The sequence below is a fragment of the Sulfurimonas sp. HSL-1716 genome, from assembly GCF_039645975.1.
GTDB lineage: Bacteria > Campylobacterota > Campylobacteria > Campylobacterales > Sulfurimonadaceae > Hydrocurvibacter > Hydrocurvibacter sulfurireducens.
Genome location: NZ_CP147918.1, coordinates 2,043,520 through 2,065,993 on the forward strand (window position 1 = coordinate 2,043,520; position 22,474 = coordinate 2,065,993).

General features: G+C 40.3%; 25 protein-coding genes. 2 read left to right on the forward strand and 23 right to left on the reverse strand.

The annotated features are described in order from the left end of the window. Nucleotides 1-56: 56 nt before the first annotated feature. From WCY03_RS10420 to luxS, 19 genes are all read right to left on the reverse strand, one after another. The gene (locus WCY03_RS10420) at nucleotides 57-2,771 is read right to left on the reverse strand and encodes a RecB-like helicase (RefSeq protein WP_345992727.1); all 2,715 of its coding nucleotides are present in this window, start codon (nucleotides 2,769-2,771) and stop codon (nucleotides 57-59) included. Further along, complete coding sequence (locus WCY03_RS10425; protein WP_345992729.1) at nucleotides 2,771-5,119, reverse strand: PD-(D/E)XK nuclease family protein; 2,349 nt, start codon at nucleotides 5,117-5,119, stop codon at nucleotides 2,771-2,773. Before WCY03_RS10425 ends, WCY03_RS10420 begins: the two co-directional genes overlap by 1 nt. A 4-nt stretch (nucleotides 5,120-5,123) precedes the next feature. Next, entirely contained in the window at nucleotides 5,124-5,630 is a 507-nt protein-coding gene (locus WCY03_RS10430; RefSeq protein ID WP_345992731.1) for a FixH family protein, read from the reverse strand. Further along, nucleotides 5,627-6,325: a 3-dehydroquinate dehydratase gene (locus WCY03_RS10435; RefSeq protein WP_345992732.1), complete on the reverse strand. Its 699-nt coding sequence runs from the start codon at nucleotides 6,323-6,325 to the stop codon at nucleotides 5,627-5,629. The genes WCY03_RS10430 and WCY03_RS10435 overlap by 4 nt, the downstream gene beginning before the upstream one ends. Before the next feature lie 6 nt (nucleotides 6,326-6,331). Further along, nucleotides 6,332-6,421, reverse strand: coding sequence for a hypothetical protein (locus tag WCY03_RS10440; protein WP_345992734.1), 90 nt, complete (start codon nucleotides 6,419-6,421; stop codon nucleotides 6,332-6,334). Between the two features lie 11 nt (nucleotides 6,422-6,432). Then, nucleotides 6,433-6,651 carry a DUF4006 family protein gene (locus WCY03_RS10445; protein ID WP_345992736.1) on the reverse strand — a complete coding sequence of 73 codons (219 nt, stop codon included), beginning with the start codon at nucleotides 6,649-6,651 and terminating at the stop codon, nucleotides 6,433-6,435. 2 nt (nucleotides 6,652-6,653) lie between these two features. Continuing rightward, nucleotides 6,654-7,613 carry a c-type cytochrome gene (locus WCY03_RS10450; RefSeq protein ID WP_345992738.1) on the reverse strand — a complete coding sequence of 320 codons (960 nt, stop codon included), beginning with the start codon at nucleotides 7,611-7,613 and terminating at the stop codon, nucleotides 6,654-6,656. Nucleotides 7,614-7,622: 9 nt separating this feature from the next. Beyond that, nucleotides 7,623-7,826 (reverse strand): cytochrome c oxidase, cbb3-type, CcoQ subunit, encoded by a 204-nt coding sequence (locus tag WCY03_RS10455; protein WP_345992739.1) that lies wholly within the window; start codon nucleotides 7,824-7,826, stop codon nucleotides 7,623-7,625. Between the two features lie 8 nt (nucleotides 7,827-7,834). After that, the gene (gene ccoO, locus WCY03_RS10460; RefSeq protein WP_345992740.1) at nucleotides 7,835-8,527 is read right to left on the reverse strand and encodes a cytochrome-c oxidase, cbb3-type subunit II; all 693 of its coding nucleotides are present in this window, start codon (nucleotides 8,525-8,527) and stop codon (nucleotides 7,835-7,837) included. Nucleotides 8,528-8,546: 19 nt separating this feature from the next. Further along, complete coding sequence (gene ccoN, locus WCY03_RS10465) at nucleotides 8,547-10,046, reverse strand: cytochrome-c oxidase, cbb3-type subunit I (protein WP_345992742.1); 1,500 nt, start codon at nucleotides 10,044-10,046, stop codon at nucleotides 8,547-8,549. 180 nt (nucleotides 10,047-10,226) lie between these two features. After that, nucleotides 10,227-11,021 (reverse strand): sulfite exporter TauE/SafE family protein, encoded by a 795-nt coding sequence (locus tag WCY03_RS10470; RefSeq protein ID WP_345992744.1) that lies wholly within the window; start codon nucleotides 11,019-11,021, stop codon nucleotides 10,227-10,229. Between the two features lie 82 nt (nucleotides 11,022-11,103). Then, on the reverse strand, nucleotides 11,104-12,237 hold the full coding sequence (carA, locus tag WCY03_RS10475; protein WP_345994086.1) for a glutamine-hydrolyzing carbamoyl-phosphate synthase small subunit: 1,134 nt from the start codon (nucleotides 12,235-12,237) through the stop codon (nucleotides 11,104-11,106). Then, a complete protein-coding gene (locus WCY03_RS10480; protein ID WP_345992746.1) occupies nucleotides 12,237-12,788 on the reverse strand; it encodes a DUF507 family protein in 552 nt (183 codons plus the stop codon). The genes carA and WCY03_RS10480 overlap by 1 nt, the downstream gene beginning before the upstream one ends. A gap of 128 nt (nucleotides 12,789-12,916) precedes the next feature. Continuing rightward, nucleotides 12,917-13,438, reverse strand: coding sequence for a PDP protein (locus WCY03_RS10485; protein ID WP_345992748.1), 522 nt, complete (start codon nucleotides 13,436-13,438; stop codon nucleotides 12,917-12,919). Beyond that, complete coding sequence (locus WCY03_RS10490; protein WP_345992750.1) at nucleotides 13,435-13,857, reverse strand: flagellar export protein FliJ; 423 nt, start codon at nucleotides 13,855-13,857, stop codon at nucleotides 13,435-13,437. The genes WCY03_RS10485 and WCY03_RS10490 overlap by 4 nt, the downstream gene beginning before the upstream one ends. A gap of 61 nt (nucleotides 13,858-13,918) precedes the next feature. After that, nucleotides 13,919-15,166: an adenylosuccinate synthase gene (locus WCY03_RS10495; protein WP_345992752.1), complete on the reverse strand. Its 1,248-nt coding sequence runs from the start codon at nucleotides 15,164-15,166 to the stop codon at nucleotides 13,919-13,921. Further along, on the reverse strand, nucleotides 15,163-16,020 hold the full coding sequence (locus WCY03_RS10500; RefSeq protein WP_345992753.1) for an ATP phosphoribosyltransferase regulatory subunit: 858 nt from the start codon (nucleotides 16,018-16,020) through the stop codon (nucleotides 15,163-15,165). Before WCY03_RS10500 ends, WCY03_RS10495 begins: the two co-directional genes overlap by 4 nt. 47 nt (nucleotides 16,021-16,067) lie before the next feature. Next, the gene (locus WCY03_RS10505) at nucleotides 16,068-17,174 is read right to left on the reverse strand and encodes an alanine--glyoxylate aminotransferase family protein (RefSeq protein ID WP_345992755.1); all 1,107 of its coding nucleotides are present in this window, start codon (nucleotides 17,172-17,174) and stop codon (nucleotides 16,068-16,070) included. A gap of 222 nt (nucleotides 17,175-17,396) precedes the next feature. After that, nucleotides 17,397-17,912 carry an S-ribosylhomocysteine lyase gene (gene luxS / locus WCY03_RS10510; RefSeq protein WP_345992757.1) on the reverse strand — a complete coding sequence of 172 codons (516 nt, stop codon included), beginning with the start codon at nucleotides 17,910-17,912 and terminating at the stop codon, nucleotides 17,397-17,399. Between the two features lie 99 nt (nucleotides 17,913-18,011). Here luxS and WCY03_RS10515 point away from each other — a divergent pair, with 99 nt between their 5' ends. Continuing rightward, nucleotides 18,012-18,782 (forward strand): undecaprenyl-diphosphate phosphatase, encoded by a 771-nt coding sequence (locus WCY03_RS10515; protein ID WP_345992759.1) that lies wholly within the window; start codon nucleotides 18,012-18,014, stop codon nucleotides 18,780-18,782. A 182-nt stretch (nucleotides 18,783-18,964) separates the two neighbouring features. Here the strand turns inward: WCY03_RS10515 and rdgB are convergent, their stop codons facing one another. Beyond that, complete coding sequence (gene rdgB, locus WCY03_RS10520; protein WP_345992761.1) at nucleotides 18,965-19,567, reverse strand: RdgB/HAM1 family non-canonical purine NTP pyrophosphatase; 603 nt, start codon at nucleotides 19,565-19,567, stop codon at nucleotides 18,965-18,967. 120 nt (nucleotides 19,568-19,687) lie between these two features. On the opposite strand from rdgB, the gene WCY03_RS10525 reads away from it, so the two are divergent. Continuing rightward, nucleotides 19,688-21,007, forward strand: coding sequence for an MFS transporter (locus WCY03_RS10525; RefSeq protein ID WP_345992763.1), 1,320 nt, complete (start codon nucleotides 19,688-19,690; stop codon nucleotides 21,005-21,007). Between the two features lie 119 nt (nucleotides 21,008-21,126). Here WCY03_RS10525 and WCY03_RS10530 read toward each other — a convergent pair whose 3' ends face one another. The 3 genes from WCY03_RS10530 to WCY03_RS10540 are packed head-to-tail and all read right to left on the reverse strand — an operon-like array spanning nucleotide 21,127 to nucleotide 22,449. Then, the gene (locus tag WCY03_RS10530) at nucleotides 21,127-21,693 is read right to left on the reverse strand and encodes a macro domain-containing protein (RefSeq protein WP_345994087.1); all 567 of its coding nucleotides are present in this window, start codon (nucleotides 21,691-21,693) and stop codon (nucleotides 21,127-21,129) included. Further along, on the reverse strand, nucleotides 21,690-22,208 hold the full coding sequence (locus tag WCY03_RS10535) for a hypothetical protein (RefSeq protein ID WP_345992765.1): 519 nt from the start codon (nucleotides 22,206-22,208) through the stop codon (nucleotides 21,690-21,692). The genes WCY03_RS10530 and WCY03_RS10535 overlap by 4 nt, the downstream gene beginning before the upstream one ends. Nucleotide 22,209: 1 nt before the next feature. Continuing rightward, nucleotides 22,210-22,449, reverse strand: coding sequence for a hypothetical protein (locus WCY03_RS10540; RefSeq protein WP_345992767.1), 240 nt, complete (start codon nucleotides 22,447-22,449; stop codon nucleotides 22,210-22,212). Between the last annotated feature and the right edge of the window lie 25 nt (nucleotides 22,450-22,474).

A 22,474-nucleotide genomic window follows, 5' to 3' on the forward strand; every position in this document is an offset into this window, starting at 1 on the left:
GGCGAAAGTATATCTATATAAACTTATAATGACCTTAAATTAAGGTTTTTATAAGCTCATAAAACCTCTTTTATTTTTGTCTCGTCTTCATGAAGATAGCAGAGGTATCCTCTCACTTCACACGACGTGATCTCCTGCACCGCTCTTTTGTATCCAAGCACCTGTTTGACATGGTTTTCACTAGGGTTTTGGGAGCTTTTATAATCGATGATATTATACCCGCCCTCGACTCGTTTTACAAGCAGGTCCATATATCTGAGCTCGCCCTTTACCAACATCCCTTTCTCTTTAAAATGCTCACCCTTTACAAGTTCTAAGAAGCGTTCATTTTTTAAAAGCACCTCTATACGTTTTTGAATACCTGCAAGTTCATCCGCATCAAGAATATTCCCATATCTGTTTAACATTACGCTGTAAGCGCTTTGCAGACTCTCTTTTGTAAATTCCTGCATCATCTCCAGACAGTAGTGAAGAGCCAGACCGAAATTGAGAGCACGACGGTCATCTTCCTCCTCTTTGGCAACTGACAAGATATCCGTTTGTATTCCGTAACGCAGTGCTTTGTACTCAAGAGGTGTCTTTTGTATTTTTTTCACCTGCGCATGTTCTTTTACCTCTAAAACACCGTAACTCACTGCTTCCAGATTCAACGGTTCGAAAACGGAATCTTTTTCCTTGCTAACGATAAAAAGATTCTCTCTTGCCCTTGTAAACGCGACATACAGGGCGTTTAGATTATCCTCTGCGACGAGATTTTTCTCTTTTTGAAGGGCCGCTGCATAAGAGCTGTCCAAAGCATCGCGGCCGCTCATCCTGAGATAGATGTTACGCAGCTCTACTCCGTCATACTCATAGATGATAGGGGCACGGGAGGGAGGGGCTTTTTTTAATCTGTCCATCACGATAACATGCGCATACTCCAGCCCTTTTGATTTATGTACGGTAAGTACTCTTACTCCGTTTAGATCAGATGCCGCAGCAGTCGTATCGTCTCTTTCATACTCAAAAAGAAACTGCTCTATATCCTGATAGTTCTCCAGCATACCCATAAAACGAAGAAGATGAAACTCTCCGTCGAAAAGATCGTATCTGTCGATGGCATCTTTTACTATCTCTTGCAAAGAAAGAACATTTACATCTACTTTTGCAAGCGCAGAGTTTTCACGTCCGAGCAGCGCAAAGAAGTTGTGTCCGTATATCTCTTCTTTGAAATAGAGGTATTTCAGATACTCGATAAGCGCTTTTACGACATCCTGATTTATCAGTTTTGTCGTCGTTTCCGTCACGACATTTATTTCGGCATTTTTCAGTACCGCTTCGATCTCCTGCCCGTCACCGTTGGTTGCCGTAAGTACGGCTATCTCGTTTAAATTCGCTTTAAGGTCTATTAGCTCTTGAAGTCTGAGAAGCGTCGTTTGTAAGATATCATCGCTTTTAACGACCTCGACATATCCTCCCGCGGCGTCCGTCTTGACGCTTTGGTCTTTGTAGCCTTTGATCTTCTCTCTAAACACGCTGTTTACAAAATCCACGATCTCTTTTTGAGAACGGTAATTTACTACCAGCGGTTCCACTTCTACATCGTTATCCTGACGCACAAAATCAAAAAGGGCACTCACACCGCCGCGAAACCTGTAGATAGATTGTTTGACGTCTCCTACAAAGAAAAAACTTCCGTTTTTATGCACTCCCTCTCCCGAAGTGATCTCTTTGATAAGCGGACGGAGTATCTCATACTGCCGTACGCTTGTATCTTGAAACTCATCGAGCAGGATATGTTCTATCTTGGAATCCAGCCTGAAATAGAGAAACTCACTGTCGATCCTGCTGCTTAAAAGTTCATGCACAAGAGCCGAAATATCGTCAAATCCAAGCTCTGCAATCTCATAAGCCAGCGCTTTTTTGCTTTTGACATAAGTATCTAAAAGAGCAAAAAGTGAACTGAAAAAACTCTGTTCGCGGGCTTTCATATAGAGTTCTACGTTCTCTTTTATAACTCTTAGCTCGCCGTCCATGAAAGGCTGATAACACTTTTTAAACGTCGAATAATCAAGCGTATCCCTTGAAAGCCACGCTTTTGACAAGACGGACTCGAACTCTTCTCCCTCGACCGCATTTTTCACGGTAGTCGAAGCATCCCGGCATGCAAGCACCGCCTGACGTATCTTTAAAAACGCATCAAGTACTTTTTGCTCGTACTCTTTATAAGGCGCATACGCAAATGAGAGCTTGTTTATCTCCGAGAGTTTTGAGTAAAGCTCATCGAGCAGTGAAAAGATGTCGCTCACGCGCTTGTCCATCATAAGCGAGAGATCGATCAGCGTTTCATCTTTGTAAGCTACGCTTACCTCGTCCAAAAAGCGCGCAAAGAGTTTTTGCTCATGCTGCGATGCAAATGTCGTGAAGTTGGGCATCAGTCCTGCGTAAAGTGAAAACTTTCTAAGTATCTTTGCAAAGAATTTATCAAGCGTCATTATCTTCACGTCTGCATTTAAGAATTGCTCTAAAACATCTTTTTTCTTTTTAAGTATCTCATCTTTCGGTATTGCGGTAACATCGCAAATGACATCAAGCTCATCTCTGTTTTGAAGTTCTTTAAGCGTAAGAACAATGCGTTCTTGCATCTCCGAAGCAGCTTTATTCGTAAAGGTGAGTGCCAGCACTTTTGAAGGCGATGCTCCCATAAAAAGAAGACTCAGATATCTCACGACCAGATTGAAAGTCTTTCCGCTTCCCGCACTCGCCTCGTAGGCCAATTTATTTTTAAACATCATCCACGTCCACACAGATATACAAATTCACAATACTGACATTTGCTTTCATCTTCGGTTTTGTCAAAACTAAAACTTTTTTGTTCAAGCATCTCTTTTAGATGTCTTTGTAAAAGCTCCAGTTTCTCTTCAAGGAGTGTTTCGTCCACGATCTTTCCACTGTTTAAATCATAATATCCGCAAGCGTCTACCTTTTTGATCGTCGAGGCCAGAAGATAGTAAAACTCTAGTTGAAAATCCGTAGCTTTTTGAAGTGTTCTTGTTGTATAGGAAGGATACTTTCCGCTTTTATAGTCAAGTACGAAAAGTTTTTCCTCTTTTATATCGATCCTGTCTATCTGACCTGTAAGTTCCATACCGGCAAACTTGCATGTAAGCGATTTTTCACAATCATAGACCGCATACCCCTGCTCAAATCTTTGCATCTCGTTTTCTACGAAAGAATTCAATTTCTTGTTCCAGAGTTTTAATTGGTAGTGCTCCAGAGAACTGCTTCCGCTGATACGTTCGAGTTCTTTATATATCGCACTTTGCAGCTCCCTTTTGTCCGTGTAAACGGATCTTTTCAAATAAACGTTTCTGAGGGCTTCATGCAGATCCTGTCCTATTTTGTTTTCTGTCGGAAAATCCTGCGGAAACTCATGTTTTTCAAGCTGCATGATATATCTATTGTAATACCTTCTTCTACACTCCAAAAACGTTTTCAGCGATGTCGCAGAAAGTCTTATTTTTGAAAAATCATATTCACCTGTTATCTCTTCATCCGATTCTTTTTTCTCTTGCGGCACGTTTTTATGCAGTATGGCTGCAAATGCCGCTTCGTTCTCTATCTCTTTTGTTTCTATACCGAGCTGCGTTAAGAATCTTGAGGGCATCGAAGATGTCGAAGCGACGTAAGAGATGCTTACATATTGTGCTCTGTCGATAAGCAGCGCGTAGTAATGTTTTTGCAGGTTTTCCCTGTCGTTTTGCGTCGGCAAATTTGCAAGAGCTCTGATATCCGAGTTTAAGAACAGATCCTTTTCACTTCTTTTAGGAACATCAGAGTCGTTAAAATCGACCATAATGACACCTTTGTAGCGAACATATCTGCTCTCAAGCACGCCCATCACGGTTATCTTTCCTCCTCGAACGTCATCCACGCTTCTTTGGGCAAGTCTTTGCATGAAAAGATGAAGAGTCGACCTAAGATTAAACTCTTCATACAGATATTTTAATCGTACAAAACCGTACAGCTCCTCTTCGATCACCTTTTTATGCGAACTTATCCGTAAAGAGTCTGTATATCTTTCTATCAGCTCTTTAAAATCCACTTTTTTCATATCGGCGTAATAGATCGGAGACAGGAGCTCGTAAAATGACGATCCGTATCTTTGCACTCTTGCACCGTTTTGTACAGTGGGATTTTCTATATATTCGCATACAGCATTTAGATGCATATAGGCTTCGGTTCGTTTGAAATCCTCTCCCATAGCAAAGTTAAAGTTCGTTTGATCGTCATACAGTCTTAAAATGGATGCAAACGACTCATTGGGAAGTATGACCACGATATCTTCGGGCTTTAAGCCTTTTTGGATATATTCATAAACCTTCTGCTTTACAAAAGCGGCCTGCAACAGACGCTCACTAAAACCGCTGCATTCGATATCGGTATTTTTAAATATTTTTTGCGCATCTAAAATCTTTTTACCGTTAAAATCCAAAAGATAGGTATACCCGCCTTCTAAGGAAAATCCGAGAGATTTGAATCTCTCTCTTATCTTTTGGTTAAAAGCAGTCGTGGCTATCTCTACTTTTAAATCCGCGACCTCACTGCACTTTTGCAAGATTTCGATCTCAAATGCCGTCAAATACCCTTCAACGACAACTCTTATCTCACCTAATGTTTTTACGTACTCCGCATTAAATTTATACGATTTAGGTAAAAAGATCGGGTCAAATATCTTTTTTTCGCGGCAGATCACCTCATATTTTTTATAGAGAATTTTGAGTATTGCTATATGCTCTTCATAATCTCCGTACGTATCTGCAAGCTCAAGATCGTCAAGCTCTACTTTTTCTCCGCCGAGCTCTGTAAAAAGGGAAAATATATAACTGCTGTTCTGGGTGAAGGTAAAAAAATTTCTTTCTATATGAAGGGATTCGAACTCTTTAAAATCCGATGCTTCCAAAAGCAGAAGAAGACGCGTGTCACTGTCTATTTTTGTAAAACCCTCTACGATGCAGGCTCTCTCGATAAATTCGGAGACGGTTATGTAGTTTTGTAAAAAAAGGGTTGATTTTTTCAGTGAAAGCAACTCGTGCCTGATCGCACGAGTCGTAGGAAAGATAAGAGTTTCTGCTTGCATACCTTTAGTATTCTGTCGGCTTTGCGTCAGTTCTAGTATCTGTTTTTAAATTAAAAAAACGTTTATTATCACCTACTTCGATCTGAGCCATGATATTCCATCTGCCGATTCCGGGAAGTTTTGTTTCAAAACTGTATGTTCCGTCACTGACTTTAGGATCGTTCAATGTCATATCAAATTGATGCGTCTGAGGTCTGGTAATAATAACTTTAACTTTCGCATTATCAACATTTTTTCCCTCTTTTGTCGTGATCTTATAGATGATCTGTGAATTGTTCGGGTCCAGGCGTTTACCGAGATATTGGATGTTATACTTTTTATTAAACGCTATTGTCGCATTTATTATTTTATTTGCATTCGCATCCGCATCCTGATAATAGGTCATGTAGATATCGCTCTCTTCGACAGGAGCCTTAGAGGTTTCGACTATCGTCCATGCACCCAGTCCGACAACACCGAGTATTGACAAACCTATGGCAATCGGCCAAATCATACCGCTGTTTTTTTTCATTTTTTATTCTTCTTCATGTAGAATTTTTTTCTCAAGTATAAATAAAGTCCATATATTACAAATAAGTAAAATACAACTTTGACCGCTTCGATCGTATAACGGTTGGAGTTGCCCACCGCACTGTCCAACTTAACGTTTTTAGACAGTGCGACCTGCTCTGCTATATCTGCATAACCGTTAAACAACGCTGCGCTGTATTTGTTGACTATCTCTGCCCCTTTTGCTTTCTCTGCAAGGATAGGGATGATAGTACCGCCGTAATTGGTTACATTCTCTTTAAAATCATCAAAACTATTGCTGAAGAAAACAGCCATAAAGAACGCCTGCAACCCGGTCGCTGTAGGCGACAACACCTGTCTTCTGTCAAAATATTTGTATAAAGATTTCGGACGAGCCAGTATATCGACTTTTTTATTTACCTCTGAAAAAGTCAATAATATAGTCGGTTCGCTAAAGTTTTTTATCAAATTTTTTTCATAATCGACAATGGTCTGATTGGCATCTAGCTGTTTTAAGACGACAAGACGCAGGGCAATACCCGTTTTGTCATGCAGCTCTTCGCCCATAACTTCGACGTCATGCGTCAACTTCGGATTGAAGATCACTTCATCTTTATATAAATACTCTGCATATAGGGGATTGATGGAATAAAAGAAGAGAATGAGGGCAAAAAGCCCTCTTTTAAACTTATTCAAGTTTTCTTAACCTATAAATAGGTGATTAGGAGTAAGAACCGACCACAGAGTGATTACTGCCAATACGGCTAAACCGATTGTTATAATTTTATCCATAATTTGACTCCTTAGTTTACAAGGACACGGTGAGTGCCGCTTGTAGTATCTATCATTTTGATGGATTTTTCATCAGTGATTTTATAGAATTTCTGCTGGTTGGCGTTTTGAACACCTAATCCCCACACAGTCAATCCTGCTAGGATAGATAGTAATAAGACAGTAGCTATTAACATACCCGTAATCCCGTCAAGTGAAAATATACCGGAACCTTTGAAATTATTTTCCATTACTATTCTCCTTTACTTATGTCTGTGATATAAGTTGATACGGCTTTAATCTGAGTATCGTTTAGATTAGTAAATGCCGGCATAGTACCTATAGCACCTTTTTTGCCGTGTGATAATATATCTGCAACGAAAGCCGGAGTAAACGCAGCTATGTTCGGAGCAACAAAATCCATACCTTTACCATCAGGACCGTGACAAGATGAACAAGTAGCTGCAAAGATATCGGCACCGTCACCTTTCATACCGTTAGAAACATATTTTGCAACTTTTTCTATCTCAGCATCAGTGATTAGAGCATTCGTACTTGAATTGAACAATCCGTTGCGATCAGGCATCATACTCGTAGTTTTGACCAGCTTGCCGTTCGTCATCTCTTGATGTACGGCTAAATGGTTGTTTGATCCGTGGTTTATCACGTACGCTACGGTTTTTGCTTCTAAACGCTTGTTAAGGTTAGCAGCTTTACCGTCCATACCGTCAGCAGCAAGACCGTGACAAGGCGCACAATCGACTAAGAATACCGACTCACCCATGTTGTGTAGCTCTTCTTGGCTAAGGTTTGCATATTTCTTTTCGAACTTAGCGTTCGCTGCAGCCGAATCTTCATTATACTCGCCGATTTGAGAATATGCGTTTACCGGATACCCGGCTACAAAATACCATCCTGCCCAAATAATCATTCCAAAAAATATAATCGCCCATCCCATTGGAAGTGGATTTTTATATTCACCTATATCGTCCCATTTTTCATCTGCAAGTTCACCGCCAGCTGTGTCTGACTGCATTTGGCGAACATATTTAGTAACAACAAAAACCGATACGATTACTAGCGCGATTGCACCGAGTATAGCCAGCATGTTGACAATGTCACCATTTAAGCCGCCCTTGATATCCATCGCAACATATGTAAAACCTAGCATCGCAGCAACAAATACCACAGCTGCCAAATAAAGCTTATTCATATATGCCTCCTACTTATTTTTTTCATCTTTAGAGATCTTTTCAACCGGAGCATCATCGATCTCGTCGTTTAAAGCGATATTTCCATACTTCTCATAATCTTTTACACCTTTTTTCTCGCTGCTGTATAGATGATAAATATAACTGTAAAGAATTACAACCATAAATACAACGAGTCCAAAATAGGCGTATCCTTGAAGTTGAACTATATCCACTTTCACCCCTATTTTAAACTGTTCAAATATGCGATCAAAGCTACGATTTCAGGAATTTTTCCTGCCGCAACCATATCTTGTACATTTTTATCTTTCATATCAGCAGTAATCACTTTTGCTTCAGCCAAAGCCATTGCGTGAGCGTCTGCTACTGATTTTGCCATTGGAACCGTAACTGTACTGCCGTCTTTCATAGGTACAGGTTTGTTGTATGGCACATTGAAAAATTCTGCATTTGTCAATTGATCCGCATATGCAGTGTCGATATCAGCTAAGTTTGTAAACATCCAGGTATATGCCGGCATTACAGAACCAGGGACAACGCCCGCCGGGTCTTTCATGTGATTTTCATGCCAATCGGTAGTACGATAGTTACCGACACGGTGAAGATCCGGACCTGTACGTTTTGAACCCCAAAGGAATGGACGATCATAAGCATACTCTCCGCTTAAAGAGTAGTGACCGTAACGATCAGTCTCAGCTTTAAATGGACGAATAAGTTGTGAATGACAAGCATTACAGCTATTTTTGATATAAACTTCGCGGCCTGCCATCTGCAATATAGTATATGGCTTAGTACCGACTACCGGCTGAGCGGCTTGTGCAAAGTTCGGTAGTATCTCTACTAAACCTGCAAACGCAATAACGACAAAAACTCCTACCGCAAAAAAGAACGGATGTTTTTCTAACCAATGAAACATATTATTTTCCCCCTTCTTTCTACGCTGCCATAGGAGAAGCGTTTTGTAACTCGCTCTCTTCAACACGACGACCGGCTGTCATAGTTTTATAGATATTGTATGCGAACATGAAGAAACCTACCAGATACAATAAACCACCTACAGCACGAATTGTCCAATAAGGATGTAGCGCTGAAACCGTATCGATGAACGAGTAAGCCAAGTTACCGTACTCATCGTGGGCACGCCACATCATACCTTGTGTGATACCGGCAATCCACATAGAAGTGAAATATAAAACAACACCTAAAGTTTGAATCCAGAATTGAGTTCCCATTAACGATTTTGAATATAGTTCGCGTTTGAATACGCGTGGAGCCATATGGAAAAGCGCCGCCATAATCATAAATCCGACCCAGCCAAGTGTACCGTCATGAACGTGACCGATGATCCAGTCAGTAAAGTGAGCGATAGCATTTACAGATTTTATAGCTTGAATCGGTCCCTCTAATGTAGAGAACATATAGAAAGTCGAAGCCAAAATCATAAACTTGATCAATGGAGATGTCGCGACTTGCTGCCACTCACCCTTCATTGTAAGAAGCATATTGATAGCACTACCCCAAGACGGAAGAATTAAAACTACAGAGAAGATAGAACCCATAGTTTGCATCCAGTCAGGAACTGTAGAGAAAAGAAGGTGGTGTCCGCCTGCCCATAGATAAACGAACATCAATCCCCAGAAAGAAAGTAAAGACAGTTTATATGAATAAACAGCTTGACCTGATTCTTTTGGCAGGAAGTAATAGATCATTGCAACGATAGGAACGGTAAAGCCGAATGCAACCGCATTGTGTCCGTACCACCATTCGACAAGAGCATCGTTCGTACCTGAATACATAGAGATCGAATGGTACCAAGCACCTATACCGGTCTCACCTGCAGGTGAAGTCGCAAGTATGGTCGGGATCTCCATATTGTTGAATAGATAAAGCATTGCTATACCCAAGAAAGTAGCAATATAATACCAAATCGAAATATAAAGCGATCTTTCACGGCGGATACCGATAAGACCGAATAAACCTAACCCCCAAATAACCCAGACCAAAACGACACCGATGTCGATAGGCCATTCAAACTCTGCGTACTCTTTTGATGTTGTAACACCCGCAAAAAGAGAAACGACAACAGATACAACGACTAGTAAATATAACCAGAAATGTAATTTACCAAGGAACATTAATACCTTGGATTCTGCCATCGAGACTTTTAATACACGTTGACCAACATAGTACCAAGTAGCCCAAATACCACTTAACGTAAAACCAAAAATAACTGCATCAGTGTGCAGTGGACGTAAACGACTAAAGTTCGTAAATTCGTTAAGACCTAACCCGCCTAGCATAGTATTAGCACTAGGAAAAGCCAGCTCTACAGCCAAAATTACACCGATAAGCATACCTACAATCCCTAACAGAATTGTTGTAAGCATGAACATCTTAGCAACTGTATAGTCATACTCTAATGGACGATTTTCCATATATAGCCTCCTTCAAGATTCAAAGCGTAACAGTCTATACACAAGTATAGACTATAAACAGCATCATAATAGCAGAAGAAATATAAAAATTTAATTATTTAGTTGCAATACGTTAGTAAAAATTAATTTTAAGGAAAAATTAATATGATTGTAGAATTTCGTAACACTATAACAAAAATGTTATTTTTTTGAGCCGCATTTCCCCATGCCGCATTTGCCCGGAGCACACTTCATAGCGGGACCGAATTTCATCTGCGCGGACTCGATCTTTTCCGCCTCTTTGTTCGTGTTGTACCAATAGTCAAATTGAAGATATGCTTTATAAATGGTCCATATTCCGAAAATAATAACCGTCAATGCAGCGAACTGGATCATGAACGAGCGAAATTTCTGACCTGAGAACAAACTGATCACAAAAGCAAAAGTGAACAGGGTCGGGATCGTGAATATACCAAAGACGAACATGACCAAAGCGCCGTAAAATGCCGAAGAAGTGGTTGTTGCGGTTACAAGCATGGTATAGACCAGCCCGCATGGAAAAAGTCCGTTGAGCATCCCCAAGACGAAAAAACTGCTTTTGTTCCCGGAGTTCATCTGATAAGTGAATATCCTTTTAAACCAGCTGTAATTGCCGATCGGGATTTCGATGGAGTTCAAAAATCTCAATTTCCCCGCAAAAGAGAGTCCCATGACCACCATCAGTATACCTGCGACGGTAAACATAATGGATCTGGCAAGCGGATTTATCTCCCATAAAGAACCGAAATATCCAAAAAACGCACCTAAAATAGTATATGTGAACACACGCCCGAGATTGTAGGAGAGATGATACAGCGATTGAGTCACTTTGGAGGCGGTAGGTTTTACTTTCGCCATGGTGTATGTCATGATAAATCCGCCGCACATACCGACACAATGTCCTATAGAGGCGAGAAATGCGAAGCTTATGATAGCCGTTAGTTCAATACTGTTCATTGGTAATTATTTCTTTTTTTTATAATTTTAACGTTAAAGTGTTAACTTTATGTTAAGTAATATCTCAAAAGAGTGATAACTCCTATCTTTGAGATTTCATAAGTGAAAGAAATTCACCGAATATATATCTGCTCTCTTTTGGCCCGGGACTTGATTCGGGATGGTGCTGTACCGAAAATATCGGTCCGTCTTTATACAGAAGCCCTTCGATAGTATCGTCAAAAAGGTTCATATGAGTAACTTCGGCCACTTCGACAATGGTTTCTGGAACATTATAGTTATGGTTTTGTGCGGTTATCTCCACCACGCCCGTTTTTACATTTTTTACGGGGTGATTGCCTCCGTGGTGTCCGAACTTTAACTTGAAAGTATCATACCCGTGGGAGATGGAAAGAAGCTGATGCCCCAGACAGATCCCAAACATCGGAACCTTTGCTTCGATCAGTTTTTTTATCTGCTCATGCTCTTTTTTCAATACAAGCGGATCGCCGGGACCGTTTGACAAGAACACGCCGTCGATCTCTTTGCTGTTGTATCTTGAGATAAGCTCGTCGCCGCTAAAAGTGTTAGGAACGACTTCCACCTGCATTCCCGCCTGCGTAAGCTCGTTTAATATATTTCTTTTCACGCCGAAATCTATAGCGACTATTTTAGCCTCGGGTTTTGGCGCGTCATTGTATTTGAAGTTAAAAGCGTCATATGTTCCGTTTTTATGAACATAGCTCTCTTTTGTACTGACTTTTTCTATATAGTTCACATCCTCTATACGCGGAGAGCTCTCCAATATCTTTTTAAGTTCCTCTTTACTGTTCACTTCGGTCGAAGCGACCATCATCATCGAGCCCTCTTTTCTGATCATCTTCGTAAGATATCTGGTGTCGATGTCGCAGATCCCCATGACATTGTGTTTTTTAAGAAAATCCGAAAGCGAGCCCTCTGCTCTAAAGTTGGAGTAGCGCTCTTGATATTGACGAACTATCATCCCTTTTGCGTGTGCTGCTTTGCTCTCCATATCTTCATCGTTCACACCGACGTTGCCTATCTCCGTCATAGTAAAAGTAACAAACTGACCTGCGTAAGAGGGATCAGACATGATCTCCTGATATCCGCTCATCGACGTATTGAAAACTATTTCACCGACGTTTGTTGTACTCGCACCAAAACTGTTTGCTTCTAAAAAAGTTCCATTTTCAAGGTATAACCAAACTTTTTGCATCATGCCATTCCTCTTCTTTGCAGCTCTTCATGGAAAAGTTTTTCATAAAGTATCTCATAGTCGTCCGTACCGGGGATAATATTGCGCTTATATGAACTTATCTTGTCTCTTACAGCATTTTCAATCTCGTCGTTATCTGCGATAAACGAAGTTATGGAGTTGTAGATAATATTTTTAATACGGTTCTCCGTTACATCGAAATGTATCAGATCCTCTTCATAAAGTTCATCCAATATTTTGTGTGAAAGGTCGGAGTAACGCTCCTCATAATTCAAAATGACCCCGTATTCAGGTGCTAATTTTTTCTTAATCATAAAGAACAGCTGACGTTCGTCCGCCAGATAAAACTCTATCTGGTCCTCATTGTCATCGACGATCTCGTGGACTTTTTCTTCTAAAGCCATCTCTTGTTTTATATTTTCCAATAAAACTTTTTCCGCTTCATGCGCTACTGCTTCTAAACCCTTAGTCATTGTAACGACACCACTTTTATTTAAATCTATCGCTATTTTACTTGATATATGCGGTACAGTTTTGAGTGAAACTTTCATACTAAGCCCTATTTAAAATTTTATTATTTTACAATAAAAAAGGTAAAGAAATAATTAGTTGTCCGGCTTTTTATTTTAACCGTCTTCATTACCTTTTTTTAGTGCTGGTTTAAACTCTTTTTTCTCCTCTATTGAGCTTCCGTTTTTGTGAGCATAATCGTGAGTTTCGATGCTTTTTGCGGATCCATTTTTGTCAATATTTTTCCGACTATCGCCGGTTTGAGCGATGCCAAAATCTTAACAGCGATATTCTCGTCCATATCGGCAAGAACCCCCGCTGCTGCCGCCGGCTTCATCTTTGAATATGTCTGGGAGATCTTATCCATTTTTGTATTTTTTATCGTCTCTAAAACCTTCTTGTTCTCTTCAAGCATCGCTTTTATGGAAGCCTCTTTTTTATTGACGTCGTCATATTTTTCATCTATTTTTGCTTCTCTTACATTAAGATCGTTCTCTTTTTTCTTTAAAAGCTCTTCTGTCGCCACTTTTAATGCGTCAAGAGCCTGTTTTTGCTCGTCTATGCGTTCAAGTTCCACTAAAAGTTCGTTCTTTCTGTCTTCAAAGACTTTCGTACATTCAAAAAGCTTGTCATTTTTTTCTATTGCAAAAAGGTTTATCGTTATCAGTAAAACCAAAAACAGGTATCTCATATATTTCCTTTTCCGTTATGTGTCATTATCGCGATCTCATCCAGATCTTTTGATTCTTTGATGCTTCTCTGCTTTAGAGCTTTTTTAACCTCTTCGAGATTCAGATATTTGAATTTTTCATATTCTACGTTTGAACTCTTCAGCTTGGAAATTGCCGCATCGACCTGTTTAGAAGCAAATAATACCCAGTCTTTTTTATCGTTTACGATCAGTCTCTGGGAGTTGATATAGGCTTTGGCGGACAACATATCCTGTATCTTGCCGCTTTTTGGAAGTTGGAGGCTTTGAAGAGTGCCGTATGCTTCTGCAAGTGAAGATTCTGCACTTTTTAAGTTTGCATTTGCCTGTTGCAATTCACGTTCACATCTGTCCAGATCATTCTTTTTGATTTTAAGAAGTGGCGTGTAACGCGTTTTCATAATCGTTCCTATGTGAACCGGTTTATGAAACTGGACATCTCATAAGCCGGTTAGATCTTTTTTATAGAAGTATTGTATCATTTCTATCAGGAGATGTCGAAATCATACCGATCTTTGTCTGTGTTATCTTCTCAAGGAAATCGAGATACTCTCTTGCTTCTGCAGGCAGTTCCTCTAACGTTCTTGCTCCGACAGACTTTTCCCATCCTTTAAAAGTCTTATAAACGGGTTTTACGTTCTCCAGATCTACAGGCATATAATCTATCTCTTGTCCGTCGACTTCATATGCCACGCATACTTTGATCTCTTCAAACCCGTCAAGTACGTCAAGCTTCATAATGCTCAGCGTGTCACATCCGTTTATTCGGCTTGCATATTTACACGCTACGGCATCAAACCAGCCGCAGCGGCGGGGACGGCCCGTGGTGGTCCCAAACTCATGACCGTTTTGTCTTAATATATCGCCGTCTTTGCCGAAGTCTTCCGTAGGGAAAGGGCCGTTTCCTACGCGTGTACAGTAAGCTTTTACGATACCCGTGATATGCCCGATATCTTTTGGATTGATCCCAAGCCCCGTACATGCGCCTGCACTGATGGTCGAAGAGGACGTAACGAACGGATACGTACCATGGTCTATGTCAAGAAGCGTTCCCTGTGCACCTTCTAAAAGGACTTTTTTGCCTTCGTCTAAAAGTTTCCATGTCATCTGGGTCGTATTTGCCAAGAAAGGAAGCAGTTTTGCTGCATACTCTTCAAGTTCGGCTCTTAGCGACATCTCACCCTGACATTCGACGCCGAGTGCGTCAAATACGGCTCTGTTTTGTTCAAAATACTCCATAGCTTTTGCCACGAGCTTGTCGATGTCGCGAAGTTCACCGAGTCTAAAGCCTTGACGAGCAACTTTTTCACTGTATGCAGGCCCTATTCCACGCCCCGTCGTACCGATCGCTTTTGAACCGCGAAGCTTCTCTTTTGCCTGATCTATCGCTATATGAAAGTTTAAGATCATATGAGCCGATTCGCTGACATACAGACGTCCGAGAAGATTTTCGAACTGTTTCATCTCTTTTATGAGCGCTTCAGGCGATACAACAACCCCGTTTCCGATAATATTGATCGCTTTAGGATTTAATATTCCCGACGGAATAAGATGAAGAGCGTGTGTTTTGCCGTCGACTACGATCGTATGTCCCGCATTGTGTCCGCCTTGATAACGTGCTACCGCATCATATTTTTGTGCCAAAAGATCGACTATCTTGCCTTTTCCTTCGTCACCCCATTGTATCCCTACAATTAAATCCGCTCTCATTTTATATCTTCCTTGCTCAAAGTTTCTATTAAAGTATCTGTATATATTGCAAAGCCCACGGAGGTGAGCTCATCATTTTTATATCTTCCGCCGCGCGCATAGACTTCATTTTTTTCGATTACCCTGAAATAAAGTTCGTCATAATATAGCATCTCCGCATAATACAGCGGTGAAAGAACCGTATTTTCGCAGGACAGTTCGCTGCAAAGCTCTTTCATCTTCAAGAGTTCCGTCTTGATCTCTTGGGGAACCATCGTGATGATCTCATCGATCTGCTCGACATATTGAAGATAAACAAGTTTGTTTAGCCAGTCCACATTCAAACTCAAAAATTTTTCTATGTTAATATGACGGAAATCATCCAGATTCAGATCGAACATTCTGCATAATATCGCCGGTATACGCATGTTGGATATCTGAACCAGCGGTTTGAGCTTCAATGCCTGAAATATCTTTAGCGCACTACTCATCACGCGTGAAAGCGAGCTCTCTCCCAAAAATTCGGCCCCGACCTGATATCTTTCTATCGATGGATACCTGAAGACGGGCTGGATGTAGAACCATTTTTTGTGAGAAGTATTGCGTCCGAGTCTTTTGTCTATGATATGCACGACATCGATGGTAGAATCCGCTCGAAGCGTCATCTTATGGTTTTGCTTGTCGTTCACGCGTACCAGTTCACGCTCATCTGGTATACTTAGATGTTGATGATACGAAAACAGCGGAGTTACTATCTCATCGAATCCCTCCGCATAGAGGATGTCTGATGCTACCGTTTCTATCTGGCGCTTTTTTTTCGCTGATTCGGCAAAATAGAGCTTACTGCCATCGGGTATCTCATGTTCAAAAATCATCTATACTCCGATCATCATAAATTTCGCGTAAAGCGTTTGCTCAAAAATCATAACTGAAAAAACACCTCATTGAATATACGGTTAGCGGTTCCGTCATATTTTCTTCTCCCAAGCTTGTCAAGAGCAAGTTCGACACTGTTTACGACCCAAGCCGCTTCATAAGCGGAGATAAGCCCCATCTGATTGATCCTGAAGATCTTGCCTTTTAGATGATCTTGACCGCCGGCTACGTTAATGCCGAACTCTTTTTTCAATATATTTCTTATTTCGTTTGCATTTTCGTCATCTATGGTCGTCATAGATTTTGCCGGAATTTTAGGATACACATGCAGACCCAAAGCTTCAAGCGCTTTTATGTTCGCATCTGCACGGCGGGCCGTATCGGCATAGAGTTTTTCCAAACCGCCCTCGTCTTTGATCCTTTGCAAAACAGATTCAAGACCGATGATCAAAGTTGTCGCAGCCGTCCACGCGGTCGTATTTTTGTTCTGGTTTTTGATCTCTGTCGCCAGATTGAAGTAGTACCCTTTTCCGCTTCCGATCTTCTCTAAAGCAAGTTTGCTAAGCCCCAAGATAGCAAGACCAGGAGGAAGCATCAACGCTTTTTGGCTGCCTGCTAAAAGACAGTCTATATTTGTCACATCGATCTTTTCCACGCCTACGGCAGTAATACCGTCGGCGATGATGATGATATCTTTGTTTATCGCTTTAACGGCTGCTGCGATCTCTTCGACACTGTGTCGAAGTCCGCCTGCCGATTCGCTCACCTGCATAGCGATCGCGTCAATATCCGGATTTGCTTTGATCGCCGCCGTTACCTCTTCAACAGAGGCCGGCGTGTCCCATTCATGCTTGATACTGACGTTCTTTAATCCATGAGCGACCGCGATCTTTCCGAAGCGCTCGCCGAACTTCCCTGAATCGATATTTAGTAAAGTGTTTTTACAGAGATTCGTGACCGCGGCTTCCATAGCCCCAGTCCCGCTTGATGAAAGCATCACTACCTCATCCATTGCAAAAAGTTCAAATAAAAGTCCGCGGGTTCTCTCAAAAATCGCTTCAAATTCCGGTGTTCTGTGATGCAGCGTTTCATCGCTCATTGCATTTCTAACACTTTGGGGAACAGGAGTAGGTCCTGGCGTAAAAAGTAACATTATCGTTGTCCTATATATATCAAATAATGAAATTCTGCCCTTTGGGGCTAGCTTTGCGGCACAGCGCCTAGCGCAGGTACTCGGGCTTTGCCCGTGTGCCGTAATCTATAATAAAAAACTGCGTATTATAACCAAAGAAGTATAAATCTTAAATTTAATCGTCTGCATGCAGGATTATTTTTAATGAAGAGTATCCTGTATGCAAAAAAAGCGGATATATTTTTATTTTGCTACTTTGACAAGAGATTCGTCCAAAGCAAGCTCTTCATTGTTCATGATGCCGATACCGCGCTCAAGAACCTGTTTGGATACCGCGTGCGCCTCTTCTAAAGAGTGCATTTTGTATGTTCCGCACTGATAGACGTTGAGCTCGGGTATCTCCTCTTGGTTTTTCACGTTTAAAATATCTTTCATGCTTTTTTCCCACGCCGATGCGACACTCTTTTCATCAGGAGTTCCAAAAAGGCTCATGTAAAAGCCCGTCCTGCATCCCATCGGAGAGATATCGATGATCTCCACGTCGTCGCTGTTGAGATGATCTCTCATAAAACCCGCAAAAAGATGCTCCAGCGTGTGAATACCCCGCGGAGGGATGTTGTCTTCGGCATTTGGACGAGTAAAACGCAGATCAAATACCGTCACGTCGTCGCCGCACTTGCTTTTCATAGATTTTGCAAAACGCACGGCAGGGGCTGTCATTTTCGTATGATCGACTTTAAAACTGTCTAATAATGGCATAGTATAGTTCCTCGCAAATATTTTTAAAATAATAACAAACCAATACTTAATAACTTTGGTGGTAGAATTTTACTTCTTAAAAACAAAGGCAGATATCAAATGACAATTTTTGATTCCATCATATTAGGCATAGTCGAAGGATTTACAGAGTTCTTGCCGATCTCATCGACAGGGCATCTCATCGTTGTCAGCGATCTTTTGGGTATAGATCAGACAAGCGTCACCAAGGCATACGAGGTCATTATTCAATTTGCCGCCATCTTGGCGGTCGTGTTTAACTATAAGGACAAGTTTTCACCGAAACATCTCTCTTTATGGATAAAACTTTTTGTCGCTTTTTTGCCTATCGGCATCGTCGGGTTTATCTTCGCACATCAAATAAAAGAGCTATTCAGCCTTCATATAGTCGCCGTCATGTTCATCATCGGCGGAGTCGTTTTTTTGATAGTCGAGAAATTTTTTATCAAAGATGAGAGCAGGTTGATTCAAAATGTCGAAGATGTTACTATGAAACAATCACTGTTCATCGGAATAGCTCAGATATTTGCACTCATTCCCGGGACAAGCCGTGCGGGTTCTACCATCATCGGTGCGCTTCTTGTAGGTCTTGGCAGAAAGGCGAGTGCGGAATTCAGTTTTTTGCTCGCCCTTCCCGTTATGAGCGCCGTGAGTGCCTATGACCTGCTAAAGCACTACAAAGAGTTCAGCGATGCAAACCTGATAGTCCTGCTTGTCGGTTTCATCGTTGCGTTCATAACCGCTTATCTGACCGTCAAACTGTTCTTAAAATTTTTAGACAACTTTACGTTTGTCTCTTTTGGCATCTATCGCATCATCTTCGGTATCACATTGCTAACATTTTTTAACTGATGGAACATTTTTTGCTATTTCTCCTGCATAACTGTTTTGGGATGATCCCTGCAGTTTGAAGGAGATGCCATGCAAACTTGTATAGATTTAAGTTGTAAATTTACAACTTTTATGCAACGTCTTGAAATGTCTTTATATCGCTTAAGCCAAAGGGTTTTATGACAACCGATTAAGCAAGGATGCTAAATGGTATGCTTTGAAATAGACTTCAAAACGGATTTTGTATGTTTCAAAGCTTGCGATCTGTGCGAAAGACCTTTTTTCGTCTCCTCATCCAGCTCTCCGAGCGTCTTATCGTAACCTTCTGGAATAAAGATAGGATCATATCCGAATCCGTTCTCGCCTCTTGGCGTCGTCACCACATCTCCGTACATCCAGCCGTGAACACTAAATTCCGCTTCTTTTGTTACGATCGCGATCGCCGCTGTGTAGTGAGCCTTGGAACTTTTCAACCCTTTTTCTTTTAACGCATCAACAAGCTTGTAAAGATTGTCTTTATCAGTCGCGTCCGCACCCGCATATCTGGCACTGTATATTCCGGGTTCGCCGCCGAGTGCATCTACGCTGATCCCGCTGTCATCGGCTATGACCACGACATCCTTGTCCGGCATGGCTTCAAAAACCGCCCTTGCCTTTATGAGAGCGTTTTCTTTAAATGTCGAACCGTTCTCTTCTATCTCAAAGGGTTCGATAATATCACTGTAAGCAACAACATCCATATCTTCATAGATATGTTTTATCTCCCTTACTTTTCCCTTGTTCGATGTCGCAAGTACAAGTTTCATTATCTTCCTTATTTTTATCTTTAATGTTTTAAACTTTCAGATCATTTACATTTCATAAACTATTTATGGATTATAATTTGAAAGTTCTTAATAGTTTATATATTTATATAAAGGTTTTTAATGCTCAAAAAAGTACTTCCGTTATCCGGAATATTATCACTTCGCTTTTTAGGTCTCTTTATCGTTCTCCCCGTTCTTTCCGCTTATGCTTTGCACCTTAAAGGAGCGACTCCGATGCTTGTGGGTATCATCGTCGGCGGCTATGCCCTTACTCAGGCAGTGTTTCAGCTTCCTTTTGGACTCATGAGCGATAAAATAGGCAGAAAACCTACGCTTCTTATCGGTCTGCTTATCTTTTTTGCCGGCTCGGTCATCTCCGCAATGAGTACGGACATCTATATGCTTATGCTCGGACGCTTTTTACAGGGTGCGGGGGCCATAGGTTCTGTGATCGTCGCCATGATAAGCGATCTTGTCGAAGAGGAGATCCGCGGTAAAGCGATGGCGATGATGGGCGGTTCGATCGCTCTTAGTTTTGCAGCCGCCATGGTCATAGGTCCGGTTGTGGGAGGACATTTCGGCGTGAGCACGCTCTTTTGGATTGCGGCGGTTTTAGCGCTTTTAGCAATGCTTATGCTCTTTACGAAAGTTCCCAATCCTCCGAAGATCAAACATATTTACCATAACACTTCCAAGACATCCGACATCCTAAAGGATCAAAATCTTTTAAGTATGCTCGTTATCGACGGGATGCAAAAAGGATTGATGACGATGGCGTTTGTTATCATCCCTATCATTCTGACCAGTCCCGCTTTTGGATGGGCGAAAGCCGATCTTTACAAAGCGTATGTTCCGGCCATGATCATGGGGCTTATCGCAATGGGACCTGCCGCGATATTGGGTGAAAAGTATAATAAACCAAAGCAGGTTTTCCTTCTCTCCATAATTCTTTTTATTGCCGCATTTTTGCTTATGGGACTCACAAATAGCAGTACTATGTTCGTCGTAGGCGTTGTGAGCTTCTTTTTAGCGTTTAATATGATGGAGCCGCTGGTACAGTCTATGATCTCCAAATTCGCAAAAGTTCACCAAAAAGGTGCCGCACTGGGCATCGCAAACACGGTCGCTTATTTTATGACATTTATCGGCGGTACGGCAGCGGGTATCCTACTGGATTATTCCGATCGTGAAGTTTTGGGTATCGGTACGGCAGCAGTCGCTCTTCTTTGGCTGTTATGGACAACGTTCAAACTTCAAAACCCTATACTGCATTCGCATCTGTATCTTCCGCAAAGCCATGTGGATATGGATAAACTAAACGGCTTGGAGCATGAGCATATTGCAGAATGGTATATCAACGAAAGTGAAAAGCTCGTTGTCGTAAAATATGTAAGTGAACATCTTTCAGAAGAAGCGCTTAAAGCGAAGATCGTTAAGTAGAATTTTTTTCACTTTACAAATTTTAAAGAAATCTCTCATACTTTTTTCTCCGCAAAAAAGTAGTAAAAAGCTCTTAATTTATTCTCAAGCTGAAGCTTGGGAAATGAGTTAAATAGGTATTAACTACTAAATTCTTTTTTCAAATTTTTATAAAAAAATTTAAGAAAATCTTTTTTATCGTGAATATATATTATCAGAGTTAAATTGAGATCACTATTTTGAAACATATTTTTTATCATAAAAAATATTTTCTCTTTTTTTAAACCGCCTGTTCCTGTCCCCAATAAAGGAATGGTTAGTGTTGGATTAGTCAATTTTTCACTTATAACTTTTTTTTCAATTAATGATAATATTGTTTTCAAACTTCTTTTAATTTGTGAATATGTCGGAAAAGGTACTTTTGTGTCATCTGTATAATTCATGACGGCTACATGTAAGGCATATTTAAAATTTTTCGCTGATCCCGCATTCGAGATAATGACATCACCTTGTTCAATCGTCCCAAAGATATCAATATATTTTTGTTTTATTTCATAAAGATATTGTTGGTAAAAACTACCGCCGCATTTTTCTCTGAATGATTTTGAAACTCCGCTTCCTAATATCAACTCAGTATTTGAAGCATTGACAATAAAAGTCGATTTTTCATTGATTAAATTACCATATTTTATTTTTAATTTAATTATATTTTCCCATTATATTTTTTATCAAAACAATATAATTGTTCATCAATTTCATTTAGTTCAATACCCAAATCTGCAGATATCTTTTGAAGTTTTTTTGTATACTCAACATACTTATCAATTGAATATTGACTATAGGTTATTTTTTTACCATAAATTGCTCTATATGCTCTAATATCGATTATAGGAAATATATCAGGTCTTAAAAACTTTAATATTGCACTAGCCATTGGAAAACCAACACCCTTAGATGAAGTCAATAGTTGTATTGTTCCAAGTACAATCTGTGCATCGATAGTAATATCCTTATGGACAGCTATTCGTTTTAAATTTTGTAATGTTTCTTCACTTATCTCTAATACTCTATCTAATTTCCATAAAGCGATCCTTCTTATATCATCAATAGATATACTCTTATTCTTTTTCATATGATTTTTTAAAAAATCTGTTTCAATTTTATTATAAGTAAATTCATGTGATAAAACATCTGTCTTTTCATCAAATACTTTATATTTCATTTCAATCTATCTCATCATATTTATAATCGTCAACTTTTTTTTCTAAATCTGCAATTTCATTTTCCAATTCATCTATTCGTGTTTCTAATCTTTTTACATAATCAATATGAGCCGAATTTGCTGGCATAGCAAAATCAAGTGCAATTGAGCTCAATCCTATAAGCATAGCGATTGTCCAAGAAACATCAATTAATGTAAAAAATTTTAGTAATACGATCACAGTAAAAATAATTATGCCCATAAAAATCCTTTAATTTTTCTAAAAT